The following is a 26,485-nucleotide window of genomic DNA, read 5'->3' on the forward strand; positions in this document are numbered from 1 at the left end:
GCGCAGGTCAGGACGGGTCGACCACGCGAGACAGGAAGTAGATCGCACCGGACTCGCGGTGGCGCACCAGGAACAGGAACGGCCGGTCCACCCGCACCCGGATCGGGTCGGGTTCCCGGACGATCGCGGTGAGCCGCATCATCGCCGCCGTGGCGGCCGCGCCTTCCAGACCGGACTCGTCGACCCGCAGCACCGCCTGGTGCACGATCGCCGAGATCTTCAGCGGCGCGTCGGTGAGCGGGCTGAAGTCGGCGGCGGGCGTGAACAACTTGTGCACGCCGAGCTCGCCGAGTGGCGCGTTGAGCTCCGCATCCGAGGAGACGTCGAAGCGCGGCAGGAACAGCTCCACCCGCTCGTCGCGCACCGCTGCCAGCAGGGTGCGGAGTTCGGTGTCGCCCAACCGCGGTTCGGCGACGGCGAGATCCTCGTCCGGCAGCAGGACCACGGCTTCCACCCCGCCCGCCGCGGGCAGGCTCACCGCCTGCCAGCCACCGGCCGCCGCGTACCCGAGGCGGCGGGTCGCGGTCATCGTCGGCACCGTCCGCTCCCCCGCCGGAGCCCGGAACGGCCGGTCCGCCGTCACGTGGTCGTCGAAGGCCTCGCGCCAGGACACCTTGAGGTAGAGGGCGTTGACCAGGGCCGCCACCGTGTCGGCGTCGACCGTGCCGGGCTCGAGCAGTTCGGGGATCAGGTCGCGCGTCGTCTCCGCGACATCCGAGTTGATCAGCTGCCGCGCGCGTTCGGGCGCGGTGCGAAACGGCGCGCTGCGCACGGCGCTGCCCGGCCATTCCTTCAACGAGCGGAGGAACGTCTCGCGCACCGGCAGTTCGTCATGCGCCCACAGCGTGTTCGCGACCGCCAGCACCGGCGGTTCCGCCGAACCGGTGCCGGACGGTTCCGCCGCCGCGGACAGCGACTCGCGCACCGCTTCGGGGTCGTCGGCGCGCAACGCGGACAGCAACTCGGCGCGGGTGTCGCCGCCGGCCGCCGCAGCGGCCAGCCCGAGCGCGCTGGCCACCGAATACGGCGACCAGGTGAACGGCCGATTCGCCTCCGGGGCGAGCCGGTGGTGCAGGGCCAGGCTGAAATCGAGATGCTCGGTCACGGCCTTGGACTCCGTTCAGCGCGTCGGCTGCTCACTCAGGACTCCCGCGAGTCTGCCACCCGCACCGGCCGAACGGGACGATCAGCGCACCGATTCTTCGATGTCGGACAGGCCCATCAGGCGGAGCTCTTGGGCGATGTACTCGGCGGCGCGGCGGGCTTCGGGGTCGCGCCAGCGCAGGTCGGTCACCCAGTCGGCGAGGTTGTCGGTGTTCACGTACGGCTCGCCGTCCACGACGAGCTTCTGGATGTAGTGCCGGTTCGGCATCAAAAGTCTCCTTGCGGCACGGGGACGGGTCGGGGATCGCGCCGCACGCACAGCAGTCGGCCGTTCAGGTCGGGGGTCCCGAACGGCCGACACGCTGGGTGAACACTATGCCGGACAGTCAGGGGAAAACACCCCCCGACCAGACGTATTTCACACCGGTTTGGCTCCGCTGCGTACATGGCGTGCATGCCAGGACACCGCCTGCGCATCCGTCAGCGAGGCCACTTGATCCAGCACGATCCGCAACCGCGCAGCATCGCCGGTCGCAGCCGACCAGCCCGGCCGGAACGCCGGATCCAACGTCTCCGGCGCTCGCCGCGACAGCACCTCCACCAGTTCCGCCAGCAACTCCCGCTGCCCCGTCTGCATCCGCAACCGCCGCGGGTCGCTGAGCACGAAGTGCACCGCCACCGCTTTGAGCACCGCGACCTCCGCCGCCACCCGGCGCGGAACGACCACGTCCGCGGCGTACCGGGTCAACGGCCCCGGCCCGTACGCCTCAGCGGTGCCCGACACCGCCGCCGAGGTGAACCGGCCGACGAGTTCGCTGGTCAATCGCTTCAACGCCACCTGGGCGCCGAGCGTGCCGTCGTAGTCCGCCACCGCCGCCACCGCGGGCAGTTCCGCCAGCTCACCCGCCGCGGCGTCCAGCTCACCGGCGTCGCCGTCCGCCCAGAAGTGCTTCGCCGCCAGCCGCACGATCTCCGACCGCTCCCCCGGACGGGAGAGCTCGTGCAACGAGATGCGGCCCGAATGCACCCCGTCCTCCACGTCGTGCACCGAATACGCCACGTCGTCGGCCCAATCCATGATCTGCGCCTCCAGGCAGCGGCGATCACCCACCGCGCCCTGGCGCATCCAGGTGAACACCTCGAGGTCGTCGGGATAAGCGCCGAACTTCACCTCACCGGGGCGCCGGGGCCACGGGTACTTCGTCGCCGCGTCCAGGCACGCACGGGTCAGGTTCAGGCCGCTGCCCGCACCCGCCTCGTCCGGCAGTTTCGGCTCCAGCCGGGTCAAGATCCGCAGCGTCTGCGCGTTGCCCTCGAAACCGCCGCAGGAATCGGCGAGCGCGTTCAACGCCTCTTCGCCGTTGTGCCCGAACGGCGGGTGCCCGATGTCGTGCGCCAGCCCCGCGGTGTCCACCAGGTCCGCGTCCGCACCCAGCGTCACGGCGATGCCGCGGCCGATCTGCGCGACTTCCAGGGAATGCGTCAGCCGAGTGCGCGGGACATCGCCCTCTCCCGGCCCCATGACCTGCGTCTTGCCGGCAAGCCTGCGCAGGGCCGCCGAATGCAGCACCCGCGCCCGATCCCGCGCGAACGGAGTGCGGGTCTCCTGGTGCGCACCCGGCAACGCGGCGGCTTTCGGCGGTTCGGCGGACAACCGGGCCAGGTCGTGCTCTCCGTACCCGGGACACAAGGCGTTCACCGCGCCCAGCGTACGGCCTGATCCGGCCCAGCCAGCCGAAACGTCTCGCCAACACGCGTTGAACCCGGTGTTCGGCGGCCCTGCTTCGGCTAGCCGATGCCGTTGCCGACGACTTCGGCCGGGGCGTGCGTCAGCCGGTAGAACAGCAGGCCGCCGGTCTCCCGGAAGATGTAGTGCAGCTGGGTCGCGCGCGTCTGCACCATCGGCCCGGAGCGGGTGGGCGAGGCCCACGCGTCAAGGCCGAAATCGCCCGCCATCGTCCGGGCGCGCAACGAATGCCACGGGTCGCTGACGATCAGCGCGGAGTCCCAGTCGCGCTCCTTCGCCAGCTTCGCCACGGCCTGCATGCTGCCGAGGGTGTCGGAGCCCGTCTGCATCGCGCTGATCTTGGACTCCTCGACACCCCTCTCGCCGAGCCACAACTTGCCCGCTTCGGCCTCGGTGTACTCGTCGCCCTCCTGGCTGCCGCCGACGGTCACCACGTGCTCGGCCAGGCCCTGTTCGTAGAGCTCCAGGGCCTGCTCCAGCCGCGCTCGCAGCACCGGGGTCGGCTTGCCGTGGTACTGGGCCGCTCCCAGCACCACGATCATGTCCACCGGGCGTCGATCGTCGGTGCGCGCCACCTGCCACACGCGGAATCCGGTGCCGCCCAACAGCAACAGCACCATCAGGAGCGCGCCGAGCACGGTGCGGCGCAGCACGCGCCCGGTACGGGAACCTCGGGGAGCGGAACCGAATTCAGCCATGAGACACGCGTTCCAAGGGAGTCAGGAGTCCTTGCAGAATGATCTTTGATCGTCTTCTCGTCGGCGGCGAAGCCGACCACCGGAGCACCACCGGCGGGCTCTCGGCGGCTTCCTCGCGAGGACGGCGACTTCGTGGTGCGGACGGCCACCCGAGAAATCCCGGCCGCAGCGAGCACACCGCCGAGGTTCCGCCGTTCGACTCACTACGCGGACCATCTGCGAGGACTCCTGGCGTCAGCAGCCGATGAGTCGGACTGCGAGATACTCCTCCAGCTTGTCCATCGCCACCCGCTCCTGGGACATCGTGTCGCGTTCGCGCACGGTGACCGCGTGGTCGGAGAGCGAATCGAAGTCCACCGTCACGCAGAACGGGGTGCCGATCTCGTCGTGCCTGCGGTACCGGCGGCCGATGGCGCCCGCGTCGTCGAACTCGATGTTCCAGTTCCCGCGCAGCTGCGCGGCCAGGTCCCGCGCCTTCGGGGACAGCTCCGAGTTGCGCGACAACGGCAGCACCGCCGCCTTCACCGGCGACAACCGGCGGTCCAGCTTCAGCACGGTGCGCTTGTCCACGCCGCCCTTGGCGTTCGGCGCCTCGTCCTCGTGGTAGGCGTCGACCAGGAACGCCATCATCGGCCGGCCCACGCCCGCGGCGGGTTCGATCACGTACGGCCGGTAGCGGGAGTTGCTGGCCTGGTCGAAGTACGACAGGTCCACGCCCGAGTGGTTGGAGTGCGTGGTGAGGTCGAAGTCCGTCCGGTTGGCGACGCCCTCCAGCTCACCCCACTCGCTGCCCGCGAAGCGGAAGCGGTACTCGATGTCGACGGTGCGCTTCGAGTAGTGCGAGAGCTTGTCCTTGGGGTGCTCGTACAGCCGCAGGTTGTCCCGGTTGATGCCGAGGCTCGTGTACCACTCGGTGCGGGCCTCGATCCAGTACTGGTGCCACTGCTCGTCCTCGCCCGGTTCGACGAAGAACTCCATCTCCATCTGCTCGAACTCGCGGGTGCGGAACACGAAGTTGCCGGGCGTGATCTCGTTTCGGAACGACTTGCCGATCTGGCCGATGCCGAACGGCGGCTTCTTGCGCGCGGTCGTCATCACGTTCGCGAAGTTCACGAAGATGCCCTGCGCGGTCTCGGGACGCAGGTAGTGCATGCCCTCTTCGCTCTCGACCGGGCCGAGGAACGTCTTGAGCATCATGTTGAACTCGCGCGGCTCGGTGAACTGGCCGCGGTTGCCGCAGTTCGGGCAGGGGATCTGCGAGAGGTCGCCCTCGGCGATCTCTTTGCCGGTGCGCTCGGCGAACTCCTCGACCAGGTGGTCACCGCGGAACCGGTGGTGGCACGAGACGCACTCGACGAGCGGGTCGTGGAAGGCGCCGACGTGGCCGGAGGCCACCCACACGTCGCGCGGCAGGATCACCGAGGAGTCCAGGCCGACGACGTCGTCGCGACCCTGCACCATCGACTTCCACCACTGGCGCTTGATGTTGTCCTTGAGCTCGACGCCGAGCGGCCCGTAGTCCCACGCCGACTTCGTACCGCCGTAGATCTCCCCCGAAGGGAAGACGAAGCCACGGCGCTTGCAAAGGTTGACGATCGTGTCGATCTGATCGGCGGGCACGGTCACTCCGGAATCTCAGGTCGAGGGACTCGACGATCTGCTTCGGGCCGAGGCTCGACCACGCGGGCCGGGTGCTCGACGGGGGTTGGCCTTCCAGGCTCGGAGTACGGCGGTTCGACGATCTCCGATGCTGCGCAGGCTATGCCATCGCACGCGTTCCGTCCTGGGGTTTCCCAGCGTACCGATGAGGTTCGCCGCATCGGTGGCCCCACCCATCTCCTGCGCGCCCCTGCGGCACCCGGGAGCCCGGTCGGTGGTGCGCGCGGTGCGATGCGGGAATATGCGCTGCCATGATCGGCCCCGCACCTCGGATCGGGCCTCCCCCGCGAGGTGCCGGGGCGTTTCGCCCGACCCGTAGGATGGGCGGTGGAGAGCAGCCGCCTCCGTTCGCAGGCGGCTCCCGATGTCTCCAGGCCCGCTGGAAAGGACACCATGCCCGCCGTCAGCCCCGACCCGCTCGCCGAATCGGCCGAGACCGCGTCGCCGGTGGCCGAGACGGGTAGCGGCCACCCGGATCACGCCGAAGAACACGTGCACTCCCCGGAGCGCGGAGCGCCGCGTCCGGTGCCGGTGCACGACCAGCAGACGCTCGTCGAGGCGGGTGAGCTGCTGCGGGCGCTGGCCGCGCCGGTGCGCATCGCGATCGTGCTGCAGTTGCGCACCGCCGAGCGGTGCGTGCACGAACTGGTCGACGCGCTCGGCGTCACCCAGCCGTTGATCAGCCAGCACCTGCGGGTGCTGAAGTCGGCGGGCGTCGTGTACGGCGAACGGCACGGCCGGGAAGTGATGTACCGGCTCGTCGACGAGCACCTCGCGCACATCGTCGTTGACGCCGCCACGCACGCGGAGGAACTGTCGGGCACGCGCCCTCGCGGTCGTGGCGCGCGCTCGCCCCAGGACACTGCAGAGGAAACGGAGACAGCGTGACCACCGGTGAGCGTTCCGCGGCCGGCGTGCCGGGGCTGCGGGCGACCAAGCAACGTGCGGCGGTGTCCCGCCTGCTCAGCGAGGTCGACGACTTCCGATCGGCACAGGATCTGCACGAGCAGCTGCGCAGCCGTGGCGAGGGCATCGGCCTGACCACCGTGTACCGCACCTTGCAGACCTTGGCCGACGCCGGCGAGATCGACGTGCTGCGCACCGAGTCCGGTGAGGCGATCTACCGGCGCTGCTCCACCGAGCACCACCACCACCTGGTGTGCCGCCGCTGCGGGCGGACCGTGGAGGTCGGTGATCCGCCGGTCGAGCAGTGGGCGGAACGGATCGCCCGTGAGCACGGCTTCTCCGACGTCGGCCACACCGTGGAGATCATCGGCGTCTGCCCGGAGTGCGCGGCCGCGCAGTGACGTCCGCCGGACCCCTCGCCGTTGCGGCGACCGTCCCGGGACGCGAGGGCTTCGAGCGTCGTGCCTGAGGTGGAGTCCTTGCAGAACGGTGTCCGGCCGGCGAGTTACCCGTACGCGGAACCTCTCCGTACGGCCCCCTGAGGATCAGTACTCGTAAGGGTCGTCCGGTGTCGGGATGTCGTGCACTTCGGTGATGTCGAAGGTCGGCACCTGACCGTTGTCCGGCGTCGCGGTGCCCGCTCGCAAGGTCCCGGTCACCTCGATCCAGGTGTCCTGCGGTGTCCGCGCCAGCGCCGCGGCGGCGGGTCCGTCGAGGTCGATCAGCACCGGAGCGGCGTCCGCCGCACAGCAGCTGATGCGCATCCGGGCCAGTTGGGTACGCCCCGGATCGTCCTCGGGACGCACCACAAAACCTTGCAGCCGGATCGCGCGGTGTTCGAGCGATCCGCTGCCGTCCCAGACGACGCGGGTGATGAACTCGGAGACCGTCAGCAGCGGGGCGGGTCCCGGCGGCAGCGCGTTGAACAGCGCGTCGTCGCCCGGCTGTTCCGGGGCCGCGGCCTGCTGGCCACCCCGGCCGATCGAATCGGCGCCGAGGGCGGGCGGAGCGATCAGGAAGATCGCGAACACCGGTAGCAGCAGCATCCACGGACTCCGGGTGCGGTGCTCATGTCCGTGCGCATCGTGCTCGGCGGATTCCGGTTCCGGAGGCGGGGCGAAGGGGTCGGTCTCGGCACGCGCGTGCGCTCGAGCCACCCGGATGTCCCGCACGATAGCGACGGCGGCCAGCAGCACCATCACCACGCCCGCCCCCACCAGCCACGGGAACAGCCCGGGCTTGACGTAGCGCAGGTACGTCCCGGTGAACGCGATCTTGAGCAGGGCGCCGCCGAGCAGCACCAGCAGCAGGTTCTGCGTTTCGCGCCGCATCACGCGCCTCCCAGCAGCAACAGACCCACCAGCACCGAGCAGGCGATGGCGACGACGAACGTCAGCGGAGCGAACCGGAGGGCGAACGACCGCCCGAAAGTGCCCGCTTGCAACGCGATGAGCTTGAGGTCCACGGCGGGACCGACGACCAGGAACACCAGTTTCGGGATCAGCGGCAGCCCGGCCATGGAGGCCGCCACGAACGCGTCGGCCTCGCTGCACAGCGCGAGCACCACCGCGAGCACGGCCATCACCAGCACCCCGAGCACCAGCTGCCCGCCGAGCGAGTTCATCCACGCCGCGGGCACCAAGACGTTGAACACCGCCGAGGTCAGTCCGCCCAGGACGAGGAACCCGCCCGCTTCCACCAGGTCGTGCCGGGCGGTCTCGGTGAACAGCACCCAGCGACCGGCCCCCGTCGGGGAGCGTTGTTCGACGCGGCGCAGTGCGCGCTCCGCGATCCAGTCGCCGTGGCCGACGCGCAACCACAACCAGCCCATGACGCAGGCCGTCAGCAGCGAGCCGAGGAACCGGGCGAGCACCATCAGCGGGTCGCCGGGGAACGCCACCGCCGTAGAGACCAGCACGATCGGATTCACGGCAGGCGCGGCCAGCAGGAACGCCAGGGCCGCCGCCGGAGCCACGCCCTGCTGCATCAATCGGCGGGCCACCGGAACGGAGGCGCACTCGCAGCCGGGCAACGCCACCCCGGCGAGGCCGGCGACGGGTACCGCCGCGCCGGGGCGGCCGGGCAGCGCACGTCGCAGCGCGCTCGGGGGCACGAACGCCGCGATGGCACCGCTGATCAGCACGCCGAGCACCAAGAAGGGCAACGCCTGCACGCACACCGCGACGAACACGGTCGATCCGGTGCGCAGGCCCGGCGCGTCCAGCAGCGCGCTGATCGGCGCCTGGAAGAGCAACGCCGCGAGCAGCAGCGCGCACAGCACTTCCATCGAGGTGATCCGGCGGCGCCGCACCGGATCACGGCCGGAACGGCGCAGCGTCGTGGTCACGGGCCTCATCGTGCCAGCAGCAACTGACAATCGTTCGCAGCTACCCCGGTTCCGGAGTCGCCGCCCGCCACCCGTCCGGGAACCGGCGTCCCCGTTTCGCCCAACCAGTCGGCACGTCCCGTGATCAGGCCGTTGACAGGTTCACGCGGAGGCCCCATGTCACGCCCGTATCCGGCGATCTCAAACTCCCCTGAGCCGACACGCCGACGCGTGTCTGCGAAGAAGGCCTCAGGGGGAGCAAATCGTGCCCTGAACAGGCAAAAAGCCTTCCCCGAAGTCCGGAGAAGGCTCGTCGCCCAATACCGCTCAGCGTCGAATGGCCTTGCACTTCATCTTGTCAGCGGCGAAGCCGATGAGCAGTGACCAGCTAGAGCAAACCGGCCACCGGCGGGCTTTCGGTGAGCCTCTCGCGAGGACAGCTTTTTCCCTCGTGGCGGAGAGCCACTCAGGAAAAAGATCTCGCGACGAGAGGCTCACCGAGGTTCCGCTACCACCGAAGCAGGCCACCCCCGCGAAAGGACCGACTCAGTCGACCGGAGTGTCCTCCACCTCGGTCAGGAGTTCACCGCGCAACTGCGACGCGGTGGACACCACCAGCATCAGCAGCGTGCCCAGCGGCTGCGGTTCCATGCCTTCGGCCGGGAACGCGTAGCGCAAGGTCACGTCCATGCCGCGCTCGGTGCGCACCACGCCGAGCGTGCCGAACAGGCCTTGGCCGGCCCGCTCCGCCGTGGACTGCGCCAGCTTGTCGTCCAACGGCAGGTCCCACGCCACTACGCAGGTCAAGCTGAGCACGGTGAGTCCTTCGGCGAGCTGCATCGCCTGCACCGCGCACGGCACGTCGCCGTGCCGCAAGGTCAACGCACCATCGTCGTCGACGTTCACCTCGTGATAGGTCTCCAGCGCCTCTTTCGCCGCGGTCAAAAGCTCCGCGGTCGTTGCGGCCTCCTGGGTCATCAGATGCCCTCCTGGGCGGATTGTGTGGTGCTCTCGTCCTGCGCGGCACGGTCGATGGCGCCGCCGAAGCGCCGGTCGCGGCGTGCGTATTGCTCGCACGCGCGCCACAGGTGGCGACGATCCACATCGGGGAACAGGGTGTCTTGGAACACCAACTCGGCGTATGCGGACTGCCAGAGCAGGAAGTTGGATGTGCGTTGCTCCCCGGACGGCCGGATGAACAGGTCGACGTCGGGCATCTCCGATTGGTAGAGATGCCGGGCCACGGTCCGCTCGTCCACCTTCTCTGGATTGATCTTGCCTGCGGCGGCCAGCCGGGCGATTTCCCGCGCGGCGTCGCCCACCTCGGCCCGGCCACCATAGTTCACGCACATGGTCAGGTTCATGACTTCGTTGCGACTGGTGCGTTCTTCTGCCGCCTGCAACGTGTTCACCACGCTGCGCCACAGCCGCGGTTTGCGGCCTGCCCAGCGCACCCGCACGCCGAGCTCGTCGAGCTCATCGACGCGGCGGGCGATGACGTCCCGGTTGAAGCCCATGAGGAACTTCACCTCGTCCGGACTGCGCTTCCAGTTCTCGGTGGAGAAGGCGTACAGCGACAGCCACTTCACGCCGATCTCGATGGCGCCCCTGGCGAGTTCGAGCACCACCTGCTCGCCGCGCTTGTGCCCTTCGACCCTGGGCAGTCCGCGTTCATTGGCCCAGCGCCCGTTGCCGTCCATCACGATGGCCACGTGCTTCGGCACCAGTTCGGCGGGCAGGTCCGGTGGGGTGGCCCCCTCGGCGTGCGGTGCGGGCGCCTTCACGCTCGGGTCGTCGCTCCCGCGTCCACGGCGTCGCAGCATGTGTGCCTTCTCCTTCGTTCGCGGCCGGTCGACCATTCTCCCGGACCCGCATGTCACCCGTTCAGTGGTGTCCCGTAGCGGACTTCGAGCCGGGTGTCCGACGGCAGCCGGACCATCCCGGTTCGCTGGTAAAGCGCGTGCGCCCTGGTGTTTCCGGGGCTCACGCCGAGCTGCACGCCCGGTGATCCGGCACAGGCGAGCTGCTGGAACACCGCGTGCAGCAGCTGTTTGCCCATTCCCTGCCCGCGAGCGCTCGCTACCAGGTTGATGTGCAGGTGAGAGGGGTAGCGGTCGAGGTTCGCGGGAAGCATCAGCCGCGGCCGGTGCAGGTACGCCCGCAGCTGGCTGTCGCCGCTGCGGCCGTTGACGACGCGCCCCGATGGGTGGCTGGCGGCGAAGCGCGGCGACCATTCGAGCTGCCAGCGGGCGTAGAACTCCTCGGTGTGCAACGCGGCGACGACGTAGCCGAGCACCGTGCCGCGCCCCTCGACGACGAAGGCCAGTTCGGGGTGCAGCAGCAGGTAAGGATCGGCGAAGACGTAGGCGGCCAGTTCCGGGTCGCGCAGGATGTGGTGCACGGGTTCGCCGCCGTCCCCGGTGGCCAGACAGATCCGATGCACCGCCGCGGCGTCCCGCGGACGCCAGCTGCGCACGATCAACCGGTGGCTCCGTCCGCCGTCTCCGGGGTCGTGATGTCGACGGCCGCCGCGCGCTCCCGGATGATCTCGGGCACGGTCGATCGGTGTTCGCGGCGTTCCACCAGCGGTAGCGAGCGCAGTTGCCGCTCCATGTGCCACTGCAGGTGCGCGGCGACGAGTCCGCTGCCCTCGCGGCGCACCGCCTCGGTGCTCTGCTCCGCACCGGCCCAGTCGCCGTGCAGCAGCGCTTCCAGCAGCGGCAGCGTCTGCGACGCGGGGCGAGCGGAGCCGGTGGGGCGGCAGTCGACGCACATCGCGCCGCCGCCCTGAACGTTGAACGCGGCGTGCGGCCCGGCGCTACCGCAGCGGGCGCATTCGCTGAGCGCGGGAGCCCAGCCCGCGTAGTACATCGCCCGCAGCAGGAACGCGTCGAGCACCAGCGACGGATCCCGCTCCCGCCCGGACAACGCCCGCAGAGCGCCGGTGACCAGCAGGTACATCCGGAGCACGGGTTCGCCTTCTTCGGCGGCGAGCCGGTCGACGGTCTCCAGCACGGCGCAGCCCGCGGTGTAGCGCTGGTAGTCGTCGACGATGTGCACGCCGAACGCGTCCAGCGTCTGCACCTGGGTGATCACGTCGAGGGTGCGCCCGGTGTGCAGCTGCACGTCGACGTGGCAGAACGGTTCGACGCGGGCACCGAAGCGCGAGGTGGTGCGGCGCACGCCCTTGGCGACGGCGCGCACCTTCCCGTAGCGACGGGTGAGCAAGGTGATGATCCGGTCGGCCTCACCCAACTTGTGCACCCGGAGCACGACGCCGGTATCCCGGTAGAGGCTCACCCCGCCATCGTCCCACTACCGGGCTACCCGACCGCTCCGGGTGAGCCCTCGCTGCGAACGCAGGGTGTTCGCCTTCCGTTCCCAGGCATGTGATCTACGTCCGGTCGTCCTCTTTCGGCCCCGTGCTGCCCGGCCGGGGTGGTAGTTCTGCTCGGCGAACCAACCGCGACCACGGCTGGGGACACCACCGGACGGTGAGGAGTGGAGCTGCGGCGCGGTCTCGCGTGCCGGACTCCGGCTAGGCGGGATGCGACCACGGTCGCGCCGATCGGCGCTCTCGTCCACGGGACGGCGGCTCCACGGAAGGACACCATGACGAACCCCTACGACCCGAACAACCCGTACCAGCAGTACCCGCCTCAGCAGGGCGCACCGCAGCAAGGCCCGTACCAGCCGAATCCCTACTCGCAGGCGCCCGCACCGCAACCGCAGCCGCCCTACCCGGGCTACGGGATGTACCCGCAGCCGCCGCCGAACAACGGGCTGGCGATCGCATCGATGGTCGTGTCGCTGGTGTCGTTGCTGGTGTGCCAGCTGGGCATCGTGCTGGGACCGATCGGCCTGATCCTGGGGCACGTCGCGCTGCGCAAGCTGAAGGAACAACCCGCGCAGCGGGGCCGGGGAATGGCACTGGCCGGGGTCATCATCGGCTGGATCGTGCTGGCGATCTGGGTGGGGGTGATCCTGTTCGTCGTCCTGGCCGCCACCGGGACGCTGGGGCCGGAGCTCCAGTCGGAATTCGAGTAGTCGGCGTCGCGGCGGCCATCTCCAGGTGGTCGCCGCGGTGCGTTCACGCCCGCAGCACCTCGAAGCCGGGCAGTGGGAGGTTGCGCGCCACGCCCCACAGCACGGCGGCCGCCAGCACCGCGTTGCCCGCCCAGCGGCCGCGCCGGCCGACCAGCCAGGGCGACGGCACACCCCCGATCTCCTGACGCGCCGAGGCGATCAGGAACAGCACCGCCACCGGCAGCACGACCACAAGAGCGAAGAAGTTCAGGTCCGCGGCGAGCGCCAAGTCGCCGTGCAGCAACGCGCCGATCATCCGGCTACCGCCGCAGAACGGGCAGTCGAGGCCGGTCAGGAACAGCAGTGGGCACGGCAGCGGGATCACCCCGGTGCTCAGCACCAAGCCGAGCGCCCCGGCGCCCGCGGCGAGGCGGGTCGTCCGGGGCGCACGGCGCAACGGGGAGGCGGCCGCTCGAAGCAGCCCGCTCACCTGGTGCTCACCACTGCTGCGGCGGCTGCTGCTGCGGGTATCCGGGCTGCTGGCCCGGGTAGCCGCCCTGCTGGGGGTATCCGGGCTGCTGCTGCGGATAGCCGGGCTGGGGCTGCGCGGGGTAGCCGGGCTGCTGCTGCGGGTATCCGGGCTGCTGCGGGTAGCCGCCGGCCTGCGCGGGATCGACCGGGACCACGACGGACCTGATGATCTTGTCGGCCCAGGTCTGGTTCTTCTGCTCCCACAACGGAGCGAACCAGCCGACCATGCAGGCGAGGCTGTCCAGCGCGTGGCAGAGCTGCCGCACGAAGGCCATGCCGAAACCGAGCGGCTGCCCGGTGTCCTCGCTCACCGTCTTGATCTTCACGACCCGCTGGCCGATGGTCTGGCCGGTGGTTCCCCGCTTGTAGGCCATGTTCCAGATGCCGAACGCGGCCGCAGCCAGGTTCAACACGAGCGAGATCACGTTCGTGATCATGATCGTGGACATCGCGCTTTCGAGGTCACCGGAGCTCGCCGCGCTGCCGGCGATAGCGCCCATGATGCCGGCGACGATCCCGATCGGAACACCGATGATCGCCCCGTCGATGAGGTAGCCCAGGAGACGGGTTCCCCACTCGGCGAACGGGCCGGGGTGCCCGTACCCGTAACCCGGCTGGCCGTAGGGCTGCGGCTGCTGGCCGTAGGGCTGCTGCCCGTACGGCTGCGGCTGCTGCGGGTACGGCTGCTGGCCGGGAGCCTGCTGCGGCACCGGACCGGACTGCGGATACGGCTGCTGGGGCTGGCCACCCGTCTGCGGGAACGGCTGCTGCCCGTAGGGCTGTTGCGGCTGCGGGCCGGACGGCGGCCCGCCATACGGGTTGGTCACGGGGAGTCCTTCGATCGATGAATCGGGCAGCGCTCTGACGAGGCCGGACCGGAAGTTACCGGAGCGCAAGTGCCTGCCGTGGCCGTTCGATCAAATCGTTGGCATCCCGGTTGCGAAAGCAACATCATGGTCGGCCACGGCGGCGGAGCTCCGCCTCAGAACCCCAGCTTGCGCAGTTGGCGCGGGTCGCGTTGCCAGTCCTTGGCGACCTTGACGTGCAGTTCGAGGTAGATCTTGCTGCCCAGCAGCCGCTGGATGTGCTGCCGCGCCTGCGTACCGACCTCGCGCAGCCGCTCGCCCTTGCGGCCGATCACGATCGACTTCTGGCTCTGCCGCTCCACGTAGACGATCGCGTGCACGTCGACCAAGTCGTCGCGGCCTTCGCGCTGGTTCATCTCCTCGATGCCCACCGCCAGCGAGTGCGGCAGCTCGTCGCGGACGCCTTCCAGCGCGGCCTCGCGGATCATCTCCGCGATCAGCGTCTCCTCGGGCTCGTCGGTGAGCTCGCCGTCCGGGTACAGCTGCGGCCCCTCCGGCAGGTGGCTCACCAGCAGGTCGCCCAGGGTGTCCATCTGGTAGGAGTCCACCGCGGAAACCGGTACCAGGTCGGCGAAATCCATCAGTTGCTGCAGCGCGAGCAGCTGCTCGGCGACCTGCTGCTTGGTCGCCAGGTCCGTCTTGGTGATCACGCCGATCACCGGGGTACGGCGGGCGACCTTGGCGAGCTGCTCGACGATGAACTTGTCACCGGGGCCGACCTTCTGGTCCGCGGGCACGCAGAAACCGACGACGTCCACTTCGGACCAGGTCTCGTAGACCAGGTCGTTGAGCCGCTGCCCGAGCAGCGTGCGCGGCCGGTGCAGCCCCGGCGTGTCCACGATGATCAGCTGTGCGTCCGGCCGGTGCACGATGCCCCGGATCGCGTGCCGAGTGGTCTGCGGCTTGCTGGAGGTGATCGCGACCTTCGAGCCGACGAGGCTGTTGGTCAGCGTGGACTTGCCCGCGTTGGGGCGGCCGACGAAACAGGCGAACCCGGAACGGTGCGCATCGGCGGAACCTGCGTCTGAAGTGCTGCTCACCCGCCCATTGTCACCGCCGGGCACGCCCGCGGGCGCACCGGCCCTGTTCAGCGCAGCACCCCGGCGACCGCACCGCTCGCGTCGGCGCGCAGCACCGGAGCGGACGGGGTGAGGTCGCGGACGGCGGTGATGGAGTCGGCGGAGACCTCGGCCGCGTCGGTGACGACCGCGGCGGCCTCCAGCCCTTCGGCACCGCTGGCGACCGCGGTGGCGACCGCCACCTGCAGTGCGCTGAGCCGCAGCGACGGCAGCCGCACCGTGCAGCCCGCGTAGGTCCGGCCGTCGGTGTCGCGCACCGCAGCCCCCTCGGCTGCGCCGATGCGCGCGCGGGCCGAGCGGGCCAGCGTCACGATCTTGGCGTCCTCCGGGTCCAATTCCTGCGGGGCCGCCGATTCCTGCACTTGCTCAGCCACGGGTGCTGTTTCCTTCCTGGTCGGCACCGCGATGCGATGCGAGCTCGCCGTTCGCGCGGCGCACGAGCAGCGCGTTGATGCGGATGCGGCCGCGGTGGTCCTTGCCGCCTTCGGCGCGCAGCCGCAGGCCTTCGATCTCGGCTTCCGCGCCGGGCAGCGGGACCCGGCCGAGGCGTTGCGCGAGCAGACCGCCCACGGTCTCCACCTCGGAGCCGTCCAGCTCCACGTCGTAGATGGCGCCCAGGTCCTCCACCGGCAACCGGGAGGAGACCCGGACCGTGCCGTCGTCGAGGTGCTCGATCGGCCGGTGCTCCTCCAGGTCGGACTCGTCGGTGATCTCACCGACGATCTCCTCGATGACGTCCTCGATGGTGAGCAGCCCGGCGGTGCCGCCGTACTCGTCGACGGCGATGGCCAGGTGGCTGCGGGACAGCTGCATCTCCTTGAGCAGCTCGTCGAGCCGTTTCGTGTCGGGCACGAAGCTCGCCGGGCGCATCAGCTCACCGAGCTCCGGGCCTGCCTGGTTCAGGTCGCCCAGTTCGGCGAGGGCTTGGGTCAGTTCGCGCAGCGTCACCACGCCGACGATGTCGTCGACGCTGTCCCCGATCACCGGGATCCGGGAGAAGCCGGAGCGCAAGCACAGGGCGAGGGCCTGGCGGGCGGACTTGGTGCGCTCGATCCAGACGACCTCGGTCCGGGGCACCATGACCTCGCGGGCGATGGTGTCGCCGAACTCGAACACCGAGTGGATCATCTCGCGTTCGCCGGCGGCGACCACGCCGCGCTCCCCGGCCATGTCGACCAGTTCCCGCAGCTCCACTTCCGAGGAGAACGGTCCCTCGCGGAACCCGCCGCCCGGGGTGAGCCCGTTGCCGATGAGGATCAGCAGCCGGGTGAGCGGGTTGAGCACCCTCGCCAGCACCCGGACCGGCGCCGCGACCACCAGGCCCACTCCGTACGGGTGCTGCCTGCCGATGGTGCGCGGTCCCACTCCCACCAGCACGTACGACACCACGAGCATGATCAGGATCGCGAACAGCGCCGCCAGCGCGTCCGATTCGATCCCGCGCTGCACCGCCACGGCGACCAGCACCGTGGCGCCCAGCTCGCAGGCCAGGCGCAGCAGGATGAGCAGGTTGACGTGCCGCGGCCGGTCCTCCAGGACGAGCGCCAGCTGCTTGGCACCACTGCGGTTCTCCCGCAGCAGCTCCTCGACCCGCGCCCGGGACGCGGAGCCCACCGCCGAATCGGCGGCCGCGAACACTCCGGCGCCCAGGACCAGCAGTACAGCCCACACCACCAGTGCGGCCGAACTCATGAACACGATCTCCGCCTTCTCGCCCCGCGGAGCCTGCCGCCGACTGCGGGTGTCCTCGTCTCCTGCTCAGCGGCGGCACCGCTGCTCATCCGTGGCTCCTTCGGCCGATACTTCATCTTGTTCGGTGCGATGCGGGAATTCGGTCGTCTTGTCAACGGCGGAGCCGATGAGCGGTACCCACCTGAACAAGACGACCACCGGCGGGTTCCCCGCGGCCTGCTCGCGAGGACAGCGATTTCGCCGAGCAGGGAGAAATCACTGTCACACCGGTCAGGGGCGCGGTGAGAAGGCCGCTGAGGTTCCCGACACCCACGCAGAACAAGCTTTCAGTCGCGCGGGACTTCGGATTCAGCCGTCTGATCCAGTCCCACCGCACCCAGGACGCGGTTGTCCGCGTCGCGCTGGGCCGCCTCGCGCTCGGCCTCGTCCCGCGCCGTGCGGTAGTCGGCCAGAATCCGGTTCTGCAGCCCGAACATCTCGCGCTCCTCCTCCGGCTCCGCGTGGTCGTAGCCGAGCAGGTGCAGCACGCCGTGCACGGTGAGCAGGTGCAGCTCATCGATCAGGGTGTGCCCCGCCTTGCGCGCCTGGTCCTTCGCGAACGCCGGGCACAGCACGATGTCGCCCAGCAGCGCCGGGCCGGACCCTGCCGAATCCGGGCGGCGCGACGAGTCGTACTCGTCCATCGGGAAGGCCATCACGTCGGTCGGACCGGGCAGGTCCATCCAGCGTTCGTGCAGGTCGGACATCACGTTCAGCTCGACCAGGACGATGGACAGCTCGGCGAGCTGACTCACGCTCATCCGGTCCAGCGCGTAGCGGGCGACGGCGACGATGGTGCTTTCGTCGACCTCGACGCCGGATTCGTTGGCGATCTCAATGCTCATGCGTGTTCCCGGAACTGACCGTTGCGACCGGAGCGGCGCGTGAACTGCTCGGAGTCCGCGTCCTGCTCTGCCTGCCAGCGGTCGTAGGCGTTGACAATGTCGGTGACCAGCCGGTGACGTACCACGTCCCCGCTGTCGAGCACGGCGAAGTGCACGTCGTCGACCCCGTCGAGGATCTCCCGCACGACCTTCAGGCCGCTGCGCTGCCCACCGGGCAGGTCGACCTGGGTGACATCGCCGGTGACCACGACGCGGGAGCCGAAACCGAGCCGGGTCAGGAACATCTTCATCTGTTCCGGCGTAGTGTTCTGCGCCTCGTCGAGAATGATGAAGGCGTCGTTGAGGGTGCGGCCGCGCATGTAGGCCAGCGGCGCGACCTCGATCGTGCCCGCCTGGGTGAGCCGGGGCACCGACTCGGGGTCGATCATGTCGTGCAGCGCGTCGTACAGCGGCCGCAGGTACGGGTCGATCTTCTCGTAGAGCGTGCCCGGCAGGTACCCGAGCCGCTCCCCCGCCTCGACCGCGGGCCGGGTGAGGATGATCCGGTTGACCTGCTTGGCCTGCAGCGCCTGCACGGCCTTCGCCATGGCCAGGTAGGTCTTGCCGGTGCCCGCCGGTCCGATGCCGAACACCACGGTGTTCTCGTCGATCGCGTCGACGTAGTGCTTCTGGTTCAGCGTCTTCGGGCGGATGATGCGACCGCGCTTGGACAGGATGTCCAGGCTGAGCACGTCGGCGGGCGACTCACCGTGGTCGGCGGAGAGCATGTCCACCACGCGGCGCACGGCGTCCGGCCCCAGCTGGCCGCCTTTGTCGACGATCGTGATGAGCTCGGCGAACACCCGTTCTCCGAAGGCGACGTCGGCGGGATCACCGGTCAAGGTGACCTCGTTGCCGCGCACGTGCACGTCGGCGGTGAGGAGTTCTTCCACGGCCCGCAGGTTCGCGTCGCGCGTGCCGACGAGCGCGAGCACCGCGCTGTCCGGGACGGTGACCTTCGACTGGGCGGGCCGGTCCGGCGGCTGGTTCTGCGGCCGGTTCTGCGCGGAGAGGCGCTGGGCTGAGAGGTTCGGCTGCTCCGGCGCCGTCCCGTCCCGCGCGGTCCCGTCCGGCGTTGCGTTGTCCTGCTGGTTCTCAACGTCCCTGGACTGCTGCTGTCCGGACTGGGCGGATCCACCCGCTGCGATTCCGGCCACGTGTGTTCGGGCCTGCTTTCTGCGCTCGGCGCGCGGAGTCGGTCGTTCTGCCTGATACCGATGGTAGAGCAATCGGCAACGCGGTTACGTCGCCGATCGCCCGCTCCTGCCGGTCAGCCCTTCAGGGGGCCGCCGGTGAGCCCGCCGAGCGGTTCGCCGCCGAGCAGGTGCAGGTGCACGTGGAAGATGGTCTGGCCGGCGTCGACGTTGGTGTTGAACAGCAACCGGTATCCGGACTCGGCGATGCCTTCGCGCTCGGCGATGTCGCCTGCGACGCGCACCAGTTCGGCGAGCAGGTCCGGCTCGGCGGCGGCGAGCTCGGCCGCGTTGCGGTAGCGCGTCTTCGGCACGACCAGCACGTGGGTCGGTGCCTGCGGGTTGATGTCGCGGATCGCGAGCACTCGCTCGCCGTCGTGCACGACGTCCGCGGGGATCTCCCCGGCGATGATGCGCAGGAACAGGGAATCCAGATCGCTCTCGGTCATGCCGGGAAGGCTATCCGCGCGCTCGGTGCACCGGTCTCCGGCCCGTCCACGTCGCGGGAGGTCGTCGATCTCCCCGACCGGGTGCCGCGCCGTAGCGGGGCTGGGGGTGGCCCGGCTACGGCGCGGCCTCGCCGGACCGAGGGGGGAGTGTCCGGCGAGCGCCCGGTTGGGCTCGCTGTGCGAGCTACCTGAGGCAGTGAACCTGTGACCCTCAGGCATCGGACTTACCGTAACCCCGCGTCATCCCTCCGCGCTAGAAAACGCACAAACGCGTGTTCATTACTCCGATTCAGTGACGTGCCTTGTTGCCGAAAGTCCCCGGACGACGATCGCCGCCGGTCCTGGTCAGCACCCTGCCGAGGCGGGCACGACCAGAACCGGCGGCGACCGGCCACAAGATCACAATCGGGACTCAGCGATGCCCGAAGGACTTGAAGCGGGAGAACAGGCCCTGCCGCTGACCGTTGCCGTTCGCGGTCACCGTCGGCTCCGGCTGCTCCTCGCCGCGCAACGTCGCCAGCCGGCGCAGCAGCTCGATCTGCTCATCGTCGAGCCGCGTCGGCACCTGCACGTCGAGGTGCACGTGCAGGTCGCCGTGCCCGCTGACGCGCCCGTTGGAACGCAGCTTCGGCAGGCCGCGGCCGGTGAGCACGTGCTCGGTGCCCGGCTGGGTGCCCGGCTCGACGGTGAGCTCCTCGGTGCCGTCGAGGGTGTCCAGCGACAGCACGGTGCCCAGCGCGGCGGCCGTCATCGGCACCTCGACGTTGCAGTGCAGGTCGGCGCCGTCCCGGATGAACCGCTCGTGCGGCAGTTCCTCGACCTCGACGAACAGGTCGCCCGCCGGGCCACCACCCGGCCCGACCTCGCCCTCACCGGCCAGCCGCACTCGCATGCCGTCGCCGACGCCCGCGGGGATCTTGACGGTGATGGTCCGGCGCTCACGCACCCGGCCGTCGCCGCTGCACTGCTGGCACGGGTCGGTGATGACCTCGCCGAAGCCGCGGCACACCGGGCAGGGACGGGAGGTCATGACCTGGCCGAGGAAGGAACGCTGCACCGACTGCACCTCGCCGCGGCCACCACAGGTGTCGCAGGTCGAGGGCGCGCTGCCCGCACGCGAACCGCCGCCGTCGCAGGAGTCGCAGAGCACCGCGGTGTCCACGGTGATGTCCCGGTTGACCCCGCTGGCGCACTCCTCCAGCGTCAGTTCCAGGCGCAGCAGCGCGTCGGAGCCCGGCTGCACGCGGCTGCGCGGGCCGCGCCCGCCACCACCGCCGCCACCGGAGCCGCCGAAGAAGGCGTCCATGATGTCGCCGAGGCCGCCGAAACCGGCGAACGGATCACCGCCGCCCATGCCGCCGTCGCCGCCGCCCTGGGACAGCGGGTCGCCGCCGAGGTCCACGACCTGGCGCTTCTTCGGATCGGACAGCACCTCGTAGGCGGTCGTCACCTCACGGAACCGCTCCTGGGCATTGGCCTCCTGGTTCACGTCGGGGTGCAATTCCCTGGCGAGCTTGCGGTAAGCGCGCTTGATCTGCTCCGGCGTAGCGTCCTTGGCCACCCCGAGGGTCCCGTAATAGTCCCTGGCCACCTGTGCGATCTTCCTCTGCTAGGTCTGCGAGTTCACGTGGACGAGTGGTCGTCCGGTCAGGCGTCAACGGCCTGCCAGGATCTCACCCACATAAGCGGCAACGGCGCGGACCGCCGCCATGGTTCCCGGATAGTCCATCCGGGTGGGGCCGACGACACCCATGCCACCCAGCACCATCCCATGCGTGCCGTAGCCGGTGGACACCACCGACGTCGTCTGCATTTCCTCGGCCTCGTTCTCCATCCCGATGCGCACGGTGACGGTCCGCGAATCGCGGGCCGCCGCGAGCAGTTTCAGCACCACGACCTGCTCTTCGAGCGCTTCGAGCACTTGGCGCAACGAGTTGGGGAAGTCGGTGACGTTGCGGGTGAGGTTGGGCGTGCCGCCGAGCACCATGCGTTCCTCGGGGTGTTCCACGAGGGATTCGATGAGCACGCTCGCGACGCGTGTCATGGCGTCGCGCAGCTCCGGCGGCGCCTGTTCCGGCAGTTCCGCCACGGCCGCCGAGGCGTCCGCGAGGCGCTTCTCGGTCATCGCCGAGTTCAGCACGTTGCGCAGCCGGGCCACGTCGTCGTCGGTGATCACGTCGCCGAGGTCGACCATCCGCTGGTCCACCCGGCCGGTGTCGGTGATGAGCACCAGCATCAGCCGCGCCGGGGTGATCGTGACCACCTCGACGTGGCGCACCGTGGAGCGCGTCAGCGTCGGGTACTGCACCACCGCGACCTGCTGGGTCAGCTGCGCCAGCAGCCGCACGCTGCGGCGCATCACGTCGTCGAGGTCCAGTGCGCCTTCCAGGAAAGCGTCGATGGCGCGGCGTTCGGCGGCGGTGAGCGGTTTGATCTCGTGCAGCCGGTCCACGAACATCCGGTAGCCCGCGTCGGTGGGCACTCGTCCGGCGCTGGTGTGCGGCTGGACGATGAACCCTTCCTCTTCGAGCGCGGCCATGTCGTTGCGCACGGTGGCGCTGGAGACGCCGAGGTTGTGCCGGTCGACCAGCGCCTTCGAGCCGACGGGTTCGTTGGTCGATACGAAATCGGCCACGATGGCCCGCAGGACCTCGAACCGCCGTTGATCGGCGTTCACCACGTCACCTCCGCATCGCCCCAGGCCACGCACCGCTGCCGGTGCGTCTCCGTCAAGTTTACGGGCCGCACCCCCACGCCCCGACGCCCTCAGCCGGAAACCGCCTCGTGCGCGGGTCCCGTCGCCGGGGTTCCGCCGATCAGCCCACATCTCGCCCGGCCGGGCGTCACAGCAGGCGTTGCACGACGGCGTCGGCGAGCAGGCGGCCTCGGTCGGTGAGGGCGCAGCGGCCCGCGCTCAGGGCGTCCGGGCGGAGCAGGCCGTCTTCGGCGGCTTGTTTCGCGGCCAGCGCTCCGTCCGGGGTGAGTGCGGACAACGGGAGTCCTTCGGCGACGCGGAGTTCCAGCATGATCCGTTCCACCCGCTGGTCCTCGGTGTCGAGCAGCTCCCTGGCGTGCGCGGGCGAGCGGCCCTCCGCCAGCAGCGCCGAGTAGCGCGCCGGATGCTTGACGTTCCACCAGCGCACGCCGCCGACGTGGCTGTGCGCTCCCGGACCGGCGCCCCACCAGTCGCCGCCCTGCCAGTAGCCGAGGTTGTGCGCGCACCTGGCGGCTTCGCCGGAAGCCCAGTTGGACACCTCGTACCAGCGCAGACCGGCCTCGGCCAGCGTCGAGTCGATGATCTCGTAGCGGTCGGCGAGCACGTCCTCGTCCGGCATCGGCAGTTCGCCGCGGCGCACCTTGCGGGCCATCGCGGTGCCGTCCTCGACGATCAGCGAGTACGCGGAGACGTGGTCGACCCCGGCTTCGAGGACCGCGCGCAGCGAGGTCCGCAGATCCTCATCGGTCTCCCCCGGCGTGCCGTAGATCAGGTCCAGGTTGACGTGGTCGAACCCGCCCGCCCGCGCCTCCCGAGCCGCGGTGACGGCCCGGCCGGGGGTGTGGTTGCGCTCCAGCACCCGCAGCACGTGCTCGGCCGCGGACTGCATGCCCAGCGACACCCGCGTGTAGCCGCCCTCGCGGATTCCGGCGAAGAACTCGGGCGAGGTCGACTCGGGGTTGGACTCGGTGGTGATCTCCGCGTCGGCGGTGAGGCCGAACGAATCCCGGATGGCGGACACCACGGAGGTGAGCCGTGCCGCTCCGAGCAGTGAGGGCGTGCCGCCGCCGACGAACACGGTCTGCGCGGCGGGCACCGGCCCGCCTCCGGCGGCGAGCGCCCGCGCGCCGAGGTCGAGTTCGGCCCGCAAGCCGTCCAGCCAGTCCGCGAAACCGTCCGAAGAACCCAGCTCATCGGCGGTGTAGGTGTTGAAGTCGCAGTAGCCGCAGCGGGTCGCGCAGAACGGGACGTGCACGTACACGCCGAAGGGACGCTCGCCGAGCCCGGTCAGGGCGCTCGCGGGCAGTGATCCGTCCGGCGGAGCCGGTTCACCTGGAGGTGGCTGCGAAGGCACCCGTCCAGTGTCCCAAAGTGCGCGTAAGCAGTTGTTTCAGCATGAGTTTCGCCGTCGTCCCGTCAGCGGCGAAGCCGCTGAGCAGTGACCAGCGTGAGCAGAACGACCACCGGCGAATGCTCAGCGGCTTCCTCGCGAGGACAGCGGTTTCGCCGTACCGGGCCGCTACGTGAGAGGGCACACCGTTGAGGGGGTAGCGGCGAAGCCGCTGAGCGCCCTCCTGCGCAAACCGCCGTGGAGGGCTCAGTTTGACCCTCGTCTCACTATCCGGTTGATGTTGGACCACAGGGTGGACGCGTGGCACGCTGGCCGTTATGGGTGCGCCCGCAACAAGGCTGCTGTTGGTCGCTCGTCGCTACCTGGATCTGCGCCGAGTCTCCAGCGCACTGTGCCGTCTTACGGACTAACCCGCCGCCGCGTTCCGAACTTGTCCAGTCGGCGCCGGGTGAGCGCCGACTGCGAAACCTCCTCGTGGGATCCGCACGGCGTCGACCCGAGTGCCTCGTCCACCACCACGGAGGTCGGGCCATGGTCCCCCCGACGGAAGCTCAAAGCCGTACCGAGCGCCGCACCCCAGCCCGCAAGGGCAAGACACGCGGTGAGGGGCAGTGGGCGCTCGGCTACCGCGAACCGTTGAACGCGAACGAGCGGTCCAAGAAGGACGATAACCCGCTCAACGTCCGCCACCGCATCGAGACGATCTACGCGCACGGCGGGTTCGACTCCATCGACCCGGCCGATCTGCGCGGACGTTTCCGCTGGTGGGGTCTTTACACCCAGCGCGCAGCAGGGATTCCCGGCGCTCGCACGGGCACCATCGAGCCGGAAGAGCTCGACGCCTCCTACTTCATGCTGCGGGTCCGCGTCGACGGTGGCGCGATGACCACCGAGCAGCTGCGCGTCGTGGGTGAGATCTCGCAGACCTACGCCCGCGACACCGCGGACATCACCGACCGGCAGAACATCCAGCTGCACTGGATCCGGGTCGAGGACATGCCGACGATCTGGGAGAAGCTGGAGTCGGTCGGCCTCTACACCACGGAGGCCTGCGGGGACTGCCCGCGAGTGCTGCTGGGTTCCCCGGTGGCGGGTGTCGCCGCGGACGAGATCATCGACGCCACTCCGGCGATCAAGGAGATCACCGAGCGCTACATCGGTGACAAGTCGCTGTCGAACCTGCCGCGCAAGTTCAAGACCGCGATCAGCGGCTCCCCGCGCTGGGACACCGTGCCGGAGATCAACGACATCTCGCTGGTCGGCGTGGAGCACCCGGAGCACGGCCCCGGTTTCGACCTGTGGGTCGGCGGCGGCCTGTCGACGAACCCGAAGCTGGCGGTGCGGCTGGGCGCCTGGGTGCCGATCGAGGAGGCCGCCGAGGTGTGGCACGCGGTGACCTCGCTGTTCCGCGACTACGGTTACCGCAGGCTGCGCCACCGCGCCCGGTTGAAGTTCCTGGTGGACGACTGGGGCGCGGAGAAGACGCGGCAGGTCATCGAGGACGAGTACCTCGGCCGCAAGCTGCTCGACGGCCCCGCGCCGGAAACGCCGGGCGGGCACCGCGATCACCTCGGGGTGAACCCGCAGGTCGACGGGAACTTCTACGTCGGCGTGAAGTCGCAGGCCGGCCGGGTCAGCGGTTCGACGCTGGTGGAGGTCGCGAAGGCCGCCGAGCGCATCGGCTCCGGACGGGTGCGCACCACGGTGGAGCAGAACCTGCTGGTGCTGGACGTGGCGCAGCAGCAGGTCGAGGGCCTGGTGGCGGACCTGGCGAAGCTGGGCCTGCACAGCACACCGACTCCGTGGCGGCGCAACGTGATGGCCTGCACCGGCATCGAGTTTTGCAAGCTCGCGATCGTCGAGACCAAGCAGCGCGCCATCGATCTGATCAACGACCTGGAGCAGCGGCTGGAGGACATCCAGGGCGACGTCCAGGATCCGGTGACGATCAACCTCAACGGCTGCCCGAACGCCTGCGCCCGGACGCAGACCGCCGACATCGGCCTCAAGGGCCAGATGGTGCGCGATGACGAGGGCAACCAGGTGGAGGGCTTCCAGGTGCACCTCGGTGGCGGGCTGGGGCTCGACGCCGGGTTCGGCCGCAAGATCCGCGGGCACAAGGTGACCTCGGTGGATCTCGGCGACTACGTGGAGCGCTTGGTGCGCAACTACCTCGGTCAGCGCGAGCAGGGCGAACGGTTCGCGCAGTGGGTGGGCCGCGCCGAGGAAGACGCCCTCAAGTGAGTGCGAGCGCGGAAGGCGGTGCCGTCCCGGAAGGCCGGGCGGTGCCGTTCTACTGCCCCTACTGCGGGGACGAGGAACTGATTCCGGAGCCGGAACCGGCGGGTGCCTGGAAATGCGAGGCATGCCTGCGGGTGTTCACCGTACGGCTCGTCGGGCTGGCGAGCGGCTGAGGAGACGGAGACCCATGACTGTCGAGACCACCACGGACATCCCCTCCACCGACATCGGCGTGCGCCGCAGCGACGAGGAACTGCGCGCACTGGTCGAGGAAGCCGCCCCGCGCTTGGCCGAGGCGAGCGCCGAGGAGGCGCTGCGCTGGGCCGCCGAGACCTTCGGCGACGGCTTGATCGTCGCTTCCAACATGCAGGACGCCGCGCTGGTCGACCTCGCGGCGAAGCAGCAGCCGGGTGTGGACGTGCTGTTCCTGGAGACCGGCTACCACTTCGCCGAGACCATCGGCACCCGCGATGCGGTGGCGCAGGTCTACGACGTGAACATCGTCAACGCGCAGGCGGAGCAGTCGGTCGCCGAGCAGGACGCGACCGAGGGTCCGAAGCTGCACGACCGCGATCCGGGCCGCTGCTGCTTCCTGCGCAAGGTCGTGCCGCTGCGCGACACCTTGGCCCGCTACGAGGCCTGGGTGACCGGGGTGCGCCGGGTCGAGGCCCCGACGCGGGCGAACACGCCGATCGTGACCTGGGACGACCGCAACAACCTCGTCAAGATCAACCCGATCGCTGCGTGGAGCGACGATGCAATGAACGCCTACATCGAGCAGCACGGCGTGCTGGTGAACCCGCTGGTGCCCGCGGGTTTCCCGTCGATCGGGTGCGCGCCGTGCACGGCGAAGCCCGCGCCGGGCGCCGATCCGCGCAGCGGCCGCTGGGCGGGCACGTCGAAGACCGAATGCGGCCTGCACGGCTGAATCAGGAGGAGTCCGTGCAGATTGATTCGCGTAGCGGGTCGTTCGGCGGC

The 26,485-nt window shown here is 69.9% G+C and carries 28 protein-coding genes; 6 read left to right on the plus strand and 22 right to left on the minus strand.

The features are described from left to right. Positions 1-7: 7 nt before the first annotated feature. The 5 genes from H2Q94_RS23840 to H2Q94_RS23860 all read right to left on the minus strand — a co-directional run bounded on the left by H2Q94_RS23840 (position 8) and on the right by H2Q94_RS23860 (position 5,169). A complete protein-coding gene (locus H2Q94_RS23840) occupies positions 8-1,105 on the minus strand; it encodes a serpin family protein (RefSeq protein ID WP_243789405.1) in 1,098 nt (365 codons plus the stop codon). An 81-nt stretch (positions 1,106-1,186) separates the two neighbouring features. Continuing rightward, positions 1,187-1,372: a hypothetical protein gene (locus H2Q94_RS23845; RefSeq protein ID WP_243789406.1), complete on the minus strand. Its 186-nt coding sequence runs from the start codon at positions 1,370-1,372 to the stop codon at positions 1,187-1,189. A 150-nt stretch (positions 1,373-1,522) separates the two neighbouring features. Continuing rightward, positions 1,523-2,794 (minus strand): deoxyguanosinetriphosphate triphosphohydrolase, encoded by a 1,272-nt coding sequence (locus tag H2Q94_RS23850; RefSeq protein WP_243795883.1) that lies wholly within the window; start codon positions 2,792-2,794, stop codon positions 1,523-1,525. 98 nt (positions 2,795-2,892) lie between these two features. Continuing rightward, positions 2,893-3,549, minus strand: a complete 657-nt coding sequence (locus H2Q94_RS23855) for a YdcF family protein (protein ID WP_243789407.1) — start codon at positions 3,547-3,549, stop codon at positions 2,893-2,895. Between the two features lie 234 nt (positions 3,550-3,783). Next, the gene (locus H2Q94_RS23860) at positions 3,784-5,169 is read right to left on the minus strand and encodes a glycine--tRNA ligase (RefSeq protein ID WP_243789408.1); all 1,386 of its coding nucleotides are present in this window, start codon (positions 5,167-5,169) and stop codon (positions 3,784-3,786) included. A 432-nt stretch (positions 5,170-5,601) separates the two neighbouring features. Between H2Q94_RS23860 and H2Q94_RS23865 the strand changes: the two genes are divergently transcribed. Together H2Q94_RS23865 and H2Q94_RS23870 are read left to right on the plus strand one after the other, a co-directional pair. After that, positions 5,602-6,096: an ArsR/SmtB family transcription factor gene (locus H2Q94_RS23865; RefSeq protein WP_243789409.1), complete on the plus strand. Its 495-nt coding sequence runs from the start codon at positions 5,602-5,604 to the stop codon at positions 6,094-6,096. Continuing rightward, a complete protein-coding gene (locus H2Q94_RS23870; protein ID WP_243789410.1) occupies positions 6,093-6,515 on the plus strand; it encodes a Fur family transcriptional regulator in 423 nt (140 codons plus the stop codon). The genes H2Q94_RS23865 and H2Q94_RS23870 overlap by 4 nt, the downstream gene beginning before the upstream one ends. A gap of 144 nt (positions 6,516-6,659) precedes the next feature. On the opposite strand, the gene H2Q94_RS23875 is transcribed toward H2Q94_RS23870, so the two are convergent. From H2Q94_RS23875 to recO, 6 genes are all read right to left on the minus strand, one after another. After that, positions 6,660-7,445, minus strand: a complete 786-nt coding sequence (locus tag H2Q94_RS23875; protein WP_243789411.1) for a TIGR03943 family putative permease subunit — start codon at positions 7,443-7,445, stop codon at positions 6,660-6,662. Further along, positions 7,445-8,470 carry a permease gene (locus H2Q94_RS23880; protein ID WP_397545376.1) on the minus strand — a complete coding sequence of 342 codons (1,026 nt, stop codon included), beginning with the start codon at positions 8,468-8,470 and terminating at the stop codon, positions 7,445-7,447. The genes H2Q94_RS23875 and H2Q94_RS23880 overlap by 1 nt, the downstream gene beginning before the upstream one ends. Positions 8,471-8,986: 516 nt before the next feature. Continuing rightward, positions 8,987-9,418, minus strand: a complete 432-nt coding sequence (locus H2Q94_RS23885; protein WP_243789412.1) for a hypothetical protein — start codon at positions 9,416-9,418, stop codon at positions 8,987-8,989. Beyond that, a complete protein-coding gene (locus H2Q94_RS23890; RefSeq protein WP_243789413.1) occupies positions 9,418-10,263 on the minus strand; it encodes an isoprenyl transferase in 846 nt (281 codons plus the stop codon). The genes H2Q94_RS23885 and H2Q94_RS23890 overlap by 1 nt, the downstream gene beginning before the upstream one ends. A 53-nt stretch (positions 10,264-10,316) precedes the next feature. Beyond that, positions 10,317-10,916, minus strand: a complete 600-nt coding sequence (locus H2Q94_RS23895; protein WP_243795885.1) for a GNAT family N-acetyltransferase — start codon at positions 10,914-10,916, stop codon at positions 10,317-10,319. A 2-nt stretch (positions 10,917-10,918) separates the two neighbouring features. Then, on the minus strand, positions 10,919-11,740 hold the full coding sequence (gene recO / locus H2Q94_RS23900; protein ID WP_243789414.1) for a DNA repair protein RecO: 822 nt from the start codon (positions 11,738-11,740) through the stop codon (positions 10,919-10,921). A gap of 312 nt (positions 11,741-12,052) precedes the next feature. Between recO and H2Q94_RS23905 the strand changes: the two genes are divergently transcribed. Further along, positions 12,053-12,487: a DUF4190 domain-containing protein gene (locus H2Q94_RS23905; RefSeq protein WP_243789415.1), complete on the plus strand. Its 435-nt coding sequence runs from the start codon at positions 12,053-12,055 to the stop codon at positions 12,485-12,487. A 43-nt stretch (positions 12,488-12,530) separates the two neighbouring features. Here H2Q94_RS23905 and H2Q94_RS23910 read toward each other — a convergent pair whose 3' ends face one another. From H2Q94_RS23910 to hemW, 11 genes are all read right to left on the minus strand, one after another. Further along, positions 12,531-12,956, minus strand: coding sequence for a DUF2752 domain-containing protein (locus H2Q94_RS23910; protein ID WP_243789416.1), 426 nt, complete (start codon positions 12,954-12,956; stop codon positions 12,531-12,533). A 7-nt stretch (positions 12,957-12,963) separates the two neighbouring features. Beyond that, on the minus strand, positions 12,964-13,824 hold the full coding sequence (locus H2Q94_RS23915) for an RDD family protein (RefSeq protein ID WP_243789417.1): 861 nt from the start codon (positions 13,822-13,824) through the stop codon (positions 12,964-12,966). Between the two features lie 155 nt (positions 13,825-13,979). Continuing rightward, complete coding sequence (gene era, locus H2Q94_RS23920; RefSeq protein ID WP_243789418.1) at positions 13,980-14,903, minus strand: GTPase Era; 924 nt, start codon at positions 14,901-14,903, stop codon at positions 13,980-13,982. Between the two features lie 47 nt (positions 14,904-14,950). Continuing rightward, positions 14,951-15,316 carry a cytidine/deoxycytidylate deaminase family protein gene (locus H2Q94_RS23925; RefSeq protein ID WP_243789419.1) on the minus strand — a complete coding sequence of 122 codons (366 nt, stop codon included), beginning with the start codon at positions 15,314-15,316 and terminating at the stop codon, positions 14,951-14,953. Further along, positions 15,309-16,634, minus strand: coding sequence for a hemolysin family protein (locus tag H2Q94_RS23930; protein WP_243789420.1), 1,326 nt, complete (start codon positions 16,632-16,634; stop codon positions 15,309-15,311). Before H2Q94_RS23930 ends, H2Q94_RS23925 begins: the two co-directional genes overlap by 8 nt. A gap of 326 nt (positions 16,635-16,960) precedes the next feature. After that, positions 16,961-17,518: an rRNA maturation RNase YbeY gene (gene ybeY, locus H2Q94_RS23935; RefSeq protein WP_243789421.1), complete on the minus strand. Its 558-nt coding sequence runs from the start codon at positions 17,516-17,518 to the stop codon at positions 16,961-16,963. Next, positions 17,515-18,714, minus strand: a complete 1,200-nt coding sequence (locus tag H2Q94_RS23940) for a PhoH family protein (protein ID WP_243789422.1) — start codon at positions 18,712-18,714, stop codon at positions 17,515-17,517. The genes ybeY and H2Q94_RS23940 overlap by 4 nt, the downstream gene beginning before the upstream one ends. A gap of 113 nt (positions 18,715-18,827) precedes the next feature. Next, positions 18,828-19,199 (minus strand): histidine triad nucleotide-binding protein, encoded by a 372-nt coding sequence (locus H2Q94_RS23945; protein WP_243789423.1) that lies wholly within the window; start codon positions 19,197-19,199, stop codon positions 18,828-18,830. A gap of 412 nt (positions 19,200-19,611) precedes the next feature. After that, positions 19,612-20,790 (minus strand): molecular chaperone DnaJ, encoded by a 1,179-nt coding sequence (dnaJ, locus tag H2Q94_RS23950; protein WP_243789424.1) that lies wholly within the window; start codon positions 20,788-20,790, stop codon positions 19,612-19,614. Positions 20,791-20,853: 63 nt separating this feature from the next. Next, on the minus strand, positions 20,854-21,879 hold the full coding sequence (gene hrcA, locus H2Q94_RS23955; RefSeq protein ID WP_243789425.1) for a heat-inducible transcriptional repressor HrcA: 1,026 nt from the start codon (positions 21,877-21,879) through the stop codon (positions 20,854-20,856). Between the two features lie 163 nt (positions 21,880-22,042). After that, a complete protein-coding gene (hemW, locus tag H2Q94_RS23960; RefSeq protein ID WP_243789426.1) occupies positions 22,043-23,269 on the minus strand; it encodes a radical SAM family heme chaperone HemW in 1,227 nt (408 codons plus the stop codon). 528 nt (positions 23,270-23,797) lie between these two features. Between hemW and H2Q94_RS23965 the strand changes: the two genes are divergently transcribed. From H2Q94_RS23965 to H2Q94_RS23975, 3 genes are read left to right on the plus strand one after another with little or no spacing between them, the layout of a single operon-like run. Continuing rightward, positions 23,798-25,510, plus strand: coding sequence for a nitrite/sulfite reductase (locus tag H2Q94_RS23965; RefSeq protein ID WP_243789427.1), 1,713 nt, complete (start codon positions 23,798-23,800; stop codon positions 25,508-25,510). Further along, positions 25,507-25,680 (plus strand): hypothetical protein, encoded by a 174-nt coding sequence (locus tag H2Q94_RS23970; protein ID WP_243789428.1) that lies wholly within the window; start codon positions 25,507-25,509, stop codon positions 25,678-25,680. The genes H2Q94_RS23965 and H2Q94_RS23970 overlap by 4 nt, the downstream gene beginning before the upstream one ends. Before the next feature lie 14 nt (positions 25,681-25,694). Then, entirely contained in the window at positions 25,695-26,435 is a 741-nt protein-coding gene (locus H2Q94_RS23975) for a phosphoadenylyl-sulfate reductase (RefSeq protein ID WP_243789429.1), read from the plus strand. Positions 26,436-26,485 lie beyond the last annotated feature (50 nt).

It is taken from the genome of Saccharopolyspora gloriosae, from assembly GCF_022828475.1.
Taxonomy (GTDB): Bacteria; Actinomycetota; Actinomycetes; order Mycobacteriales; family Pseudonocardiaceae; genus Saccharopolyspora_C; species Saccharopolyspora_C gloriosae_A.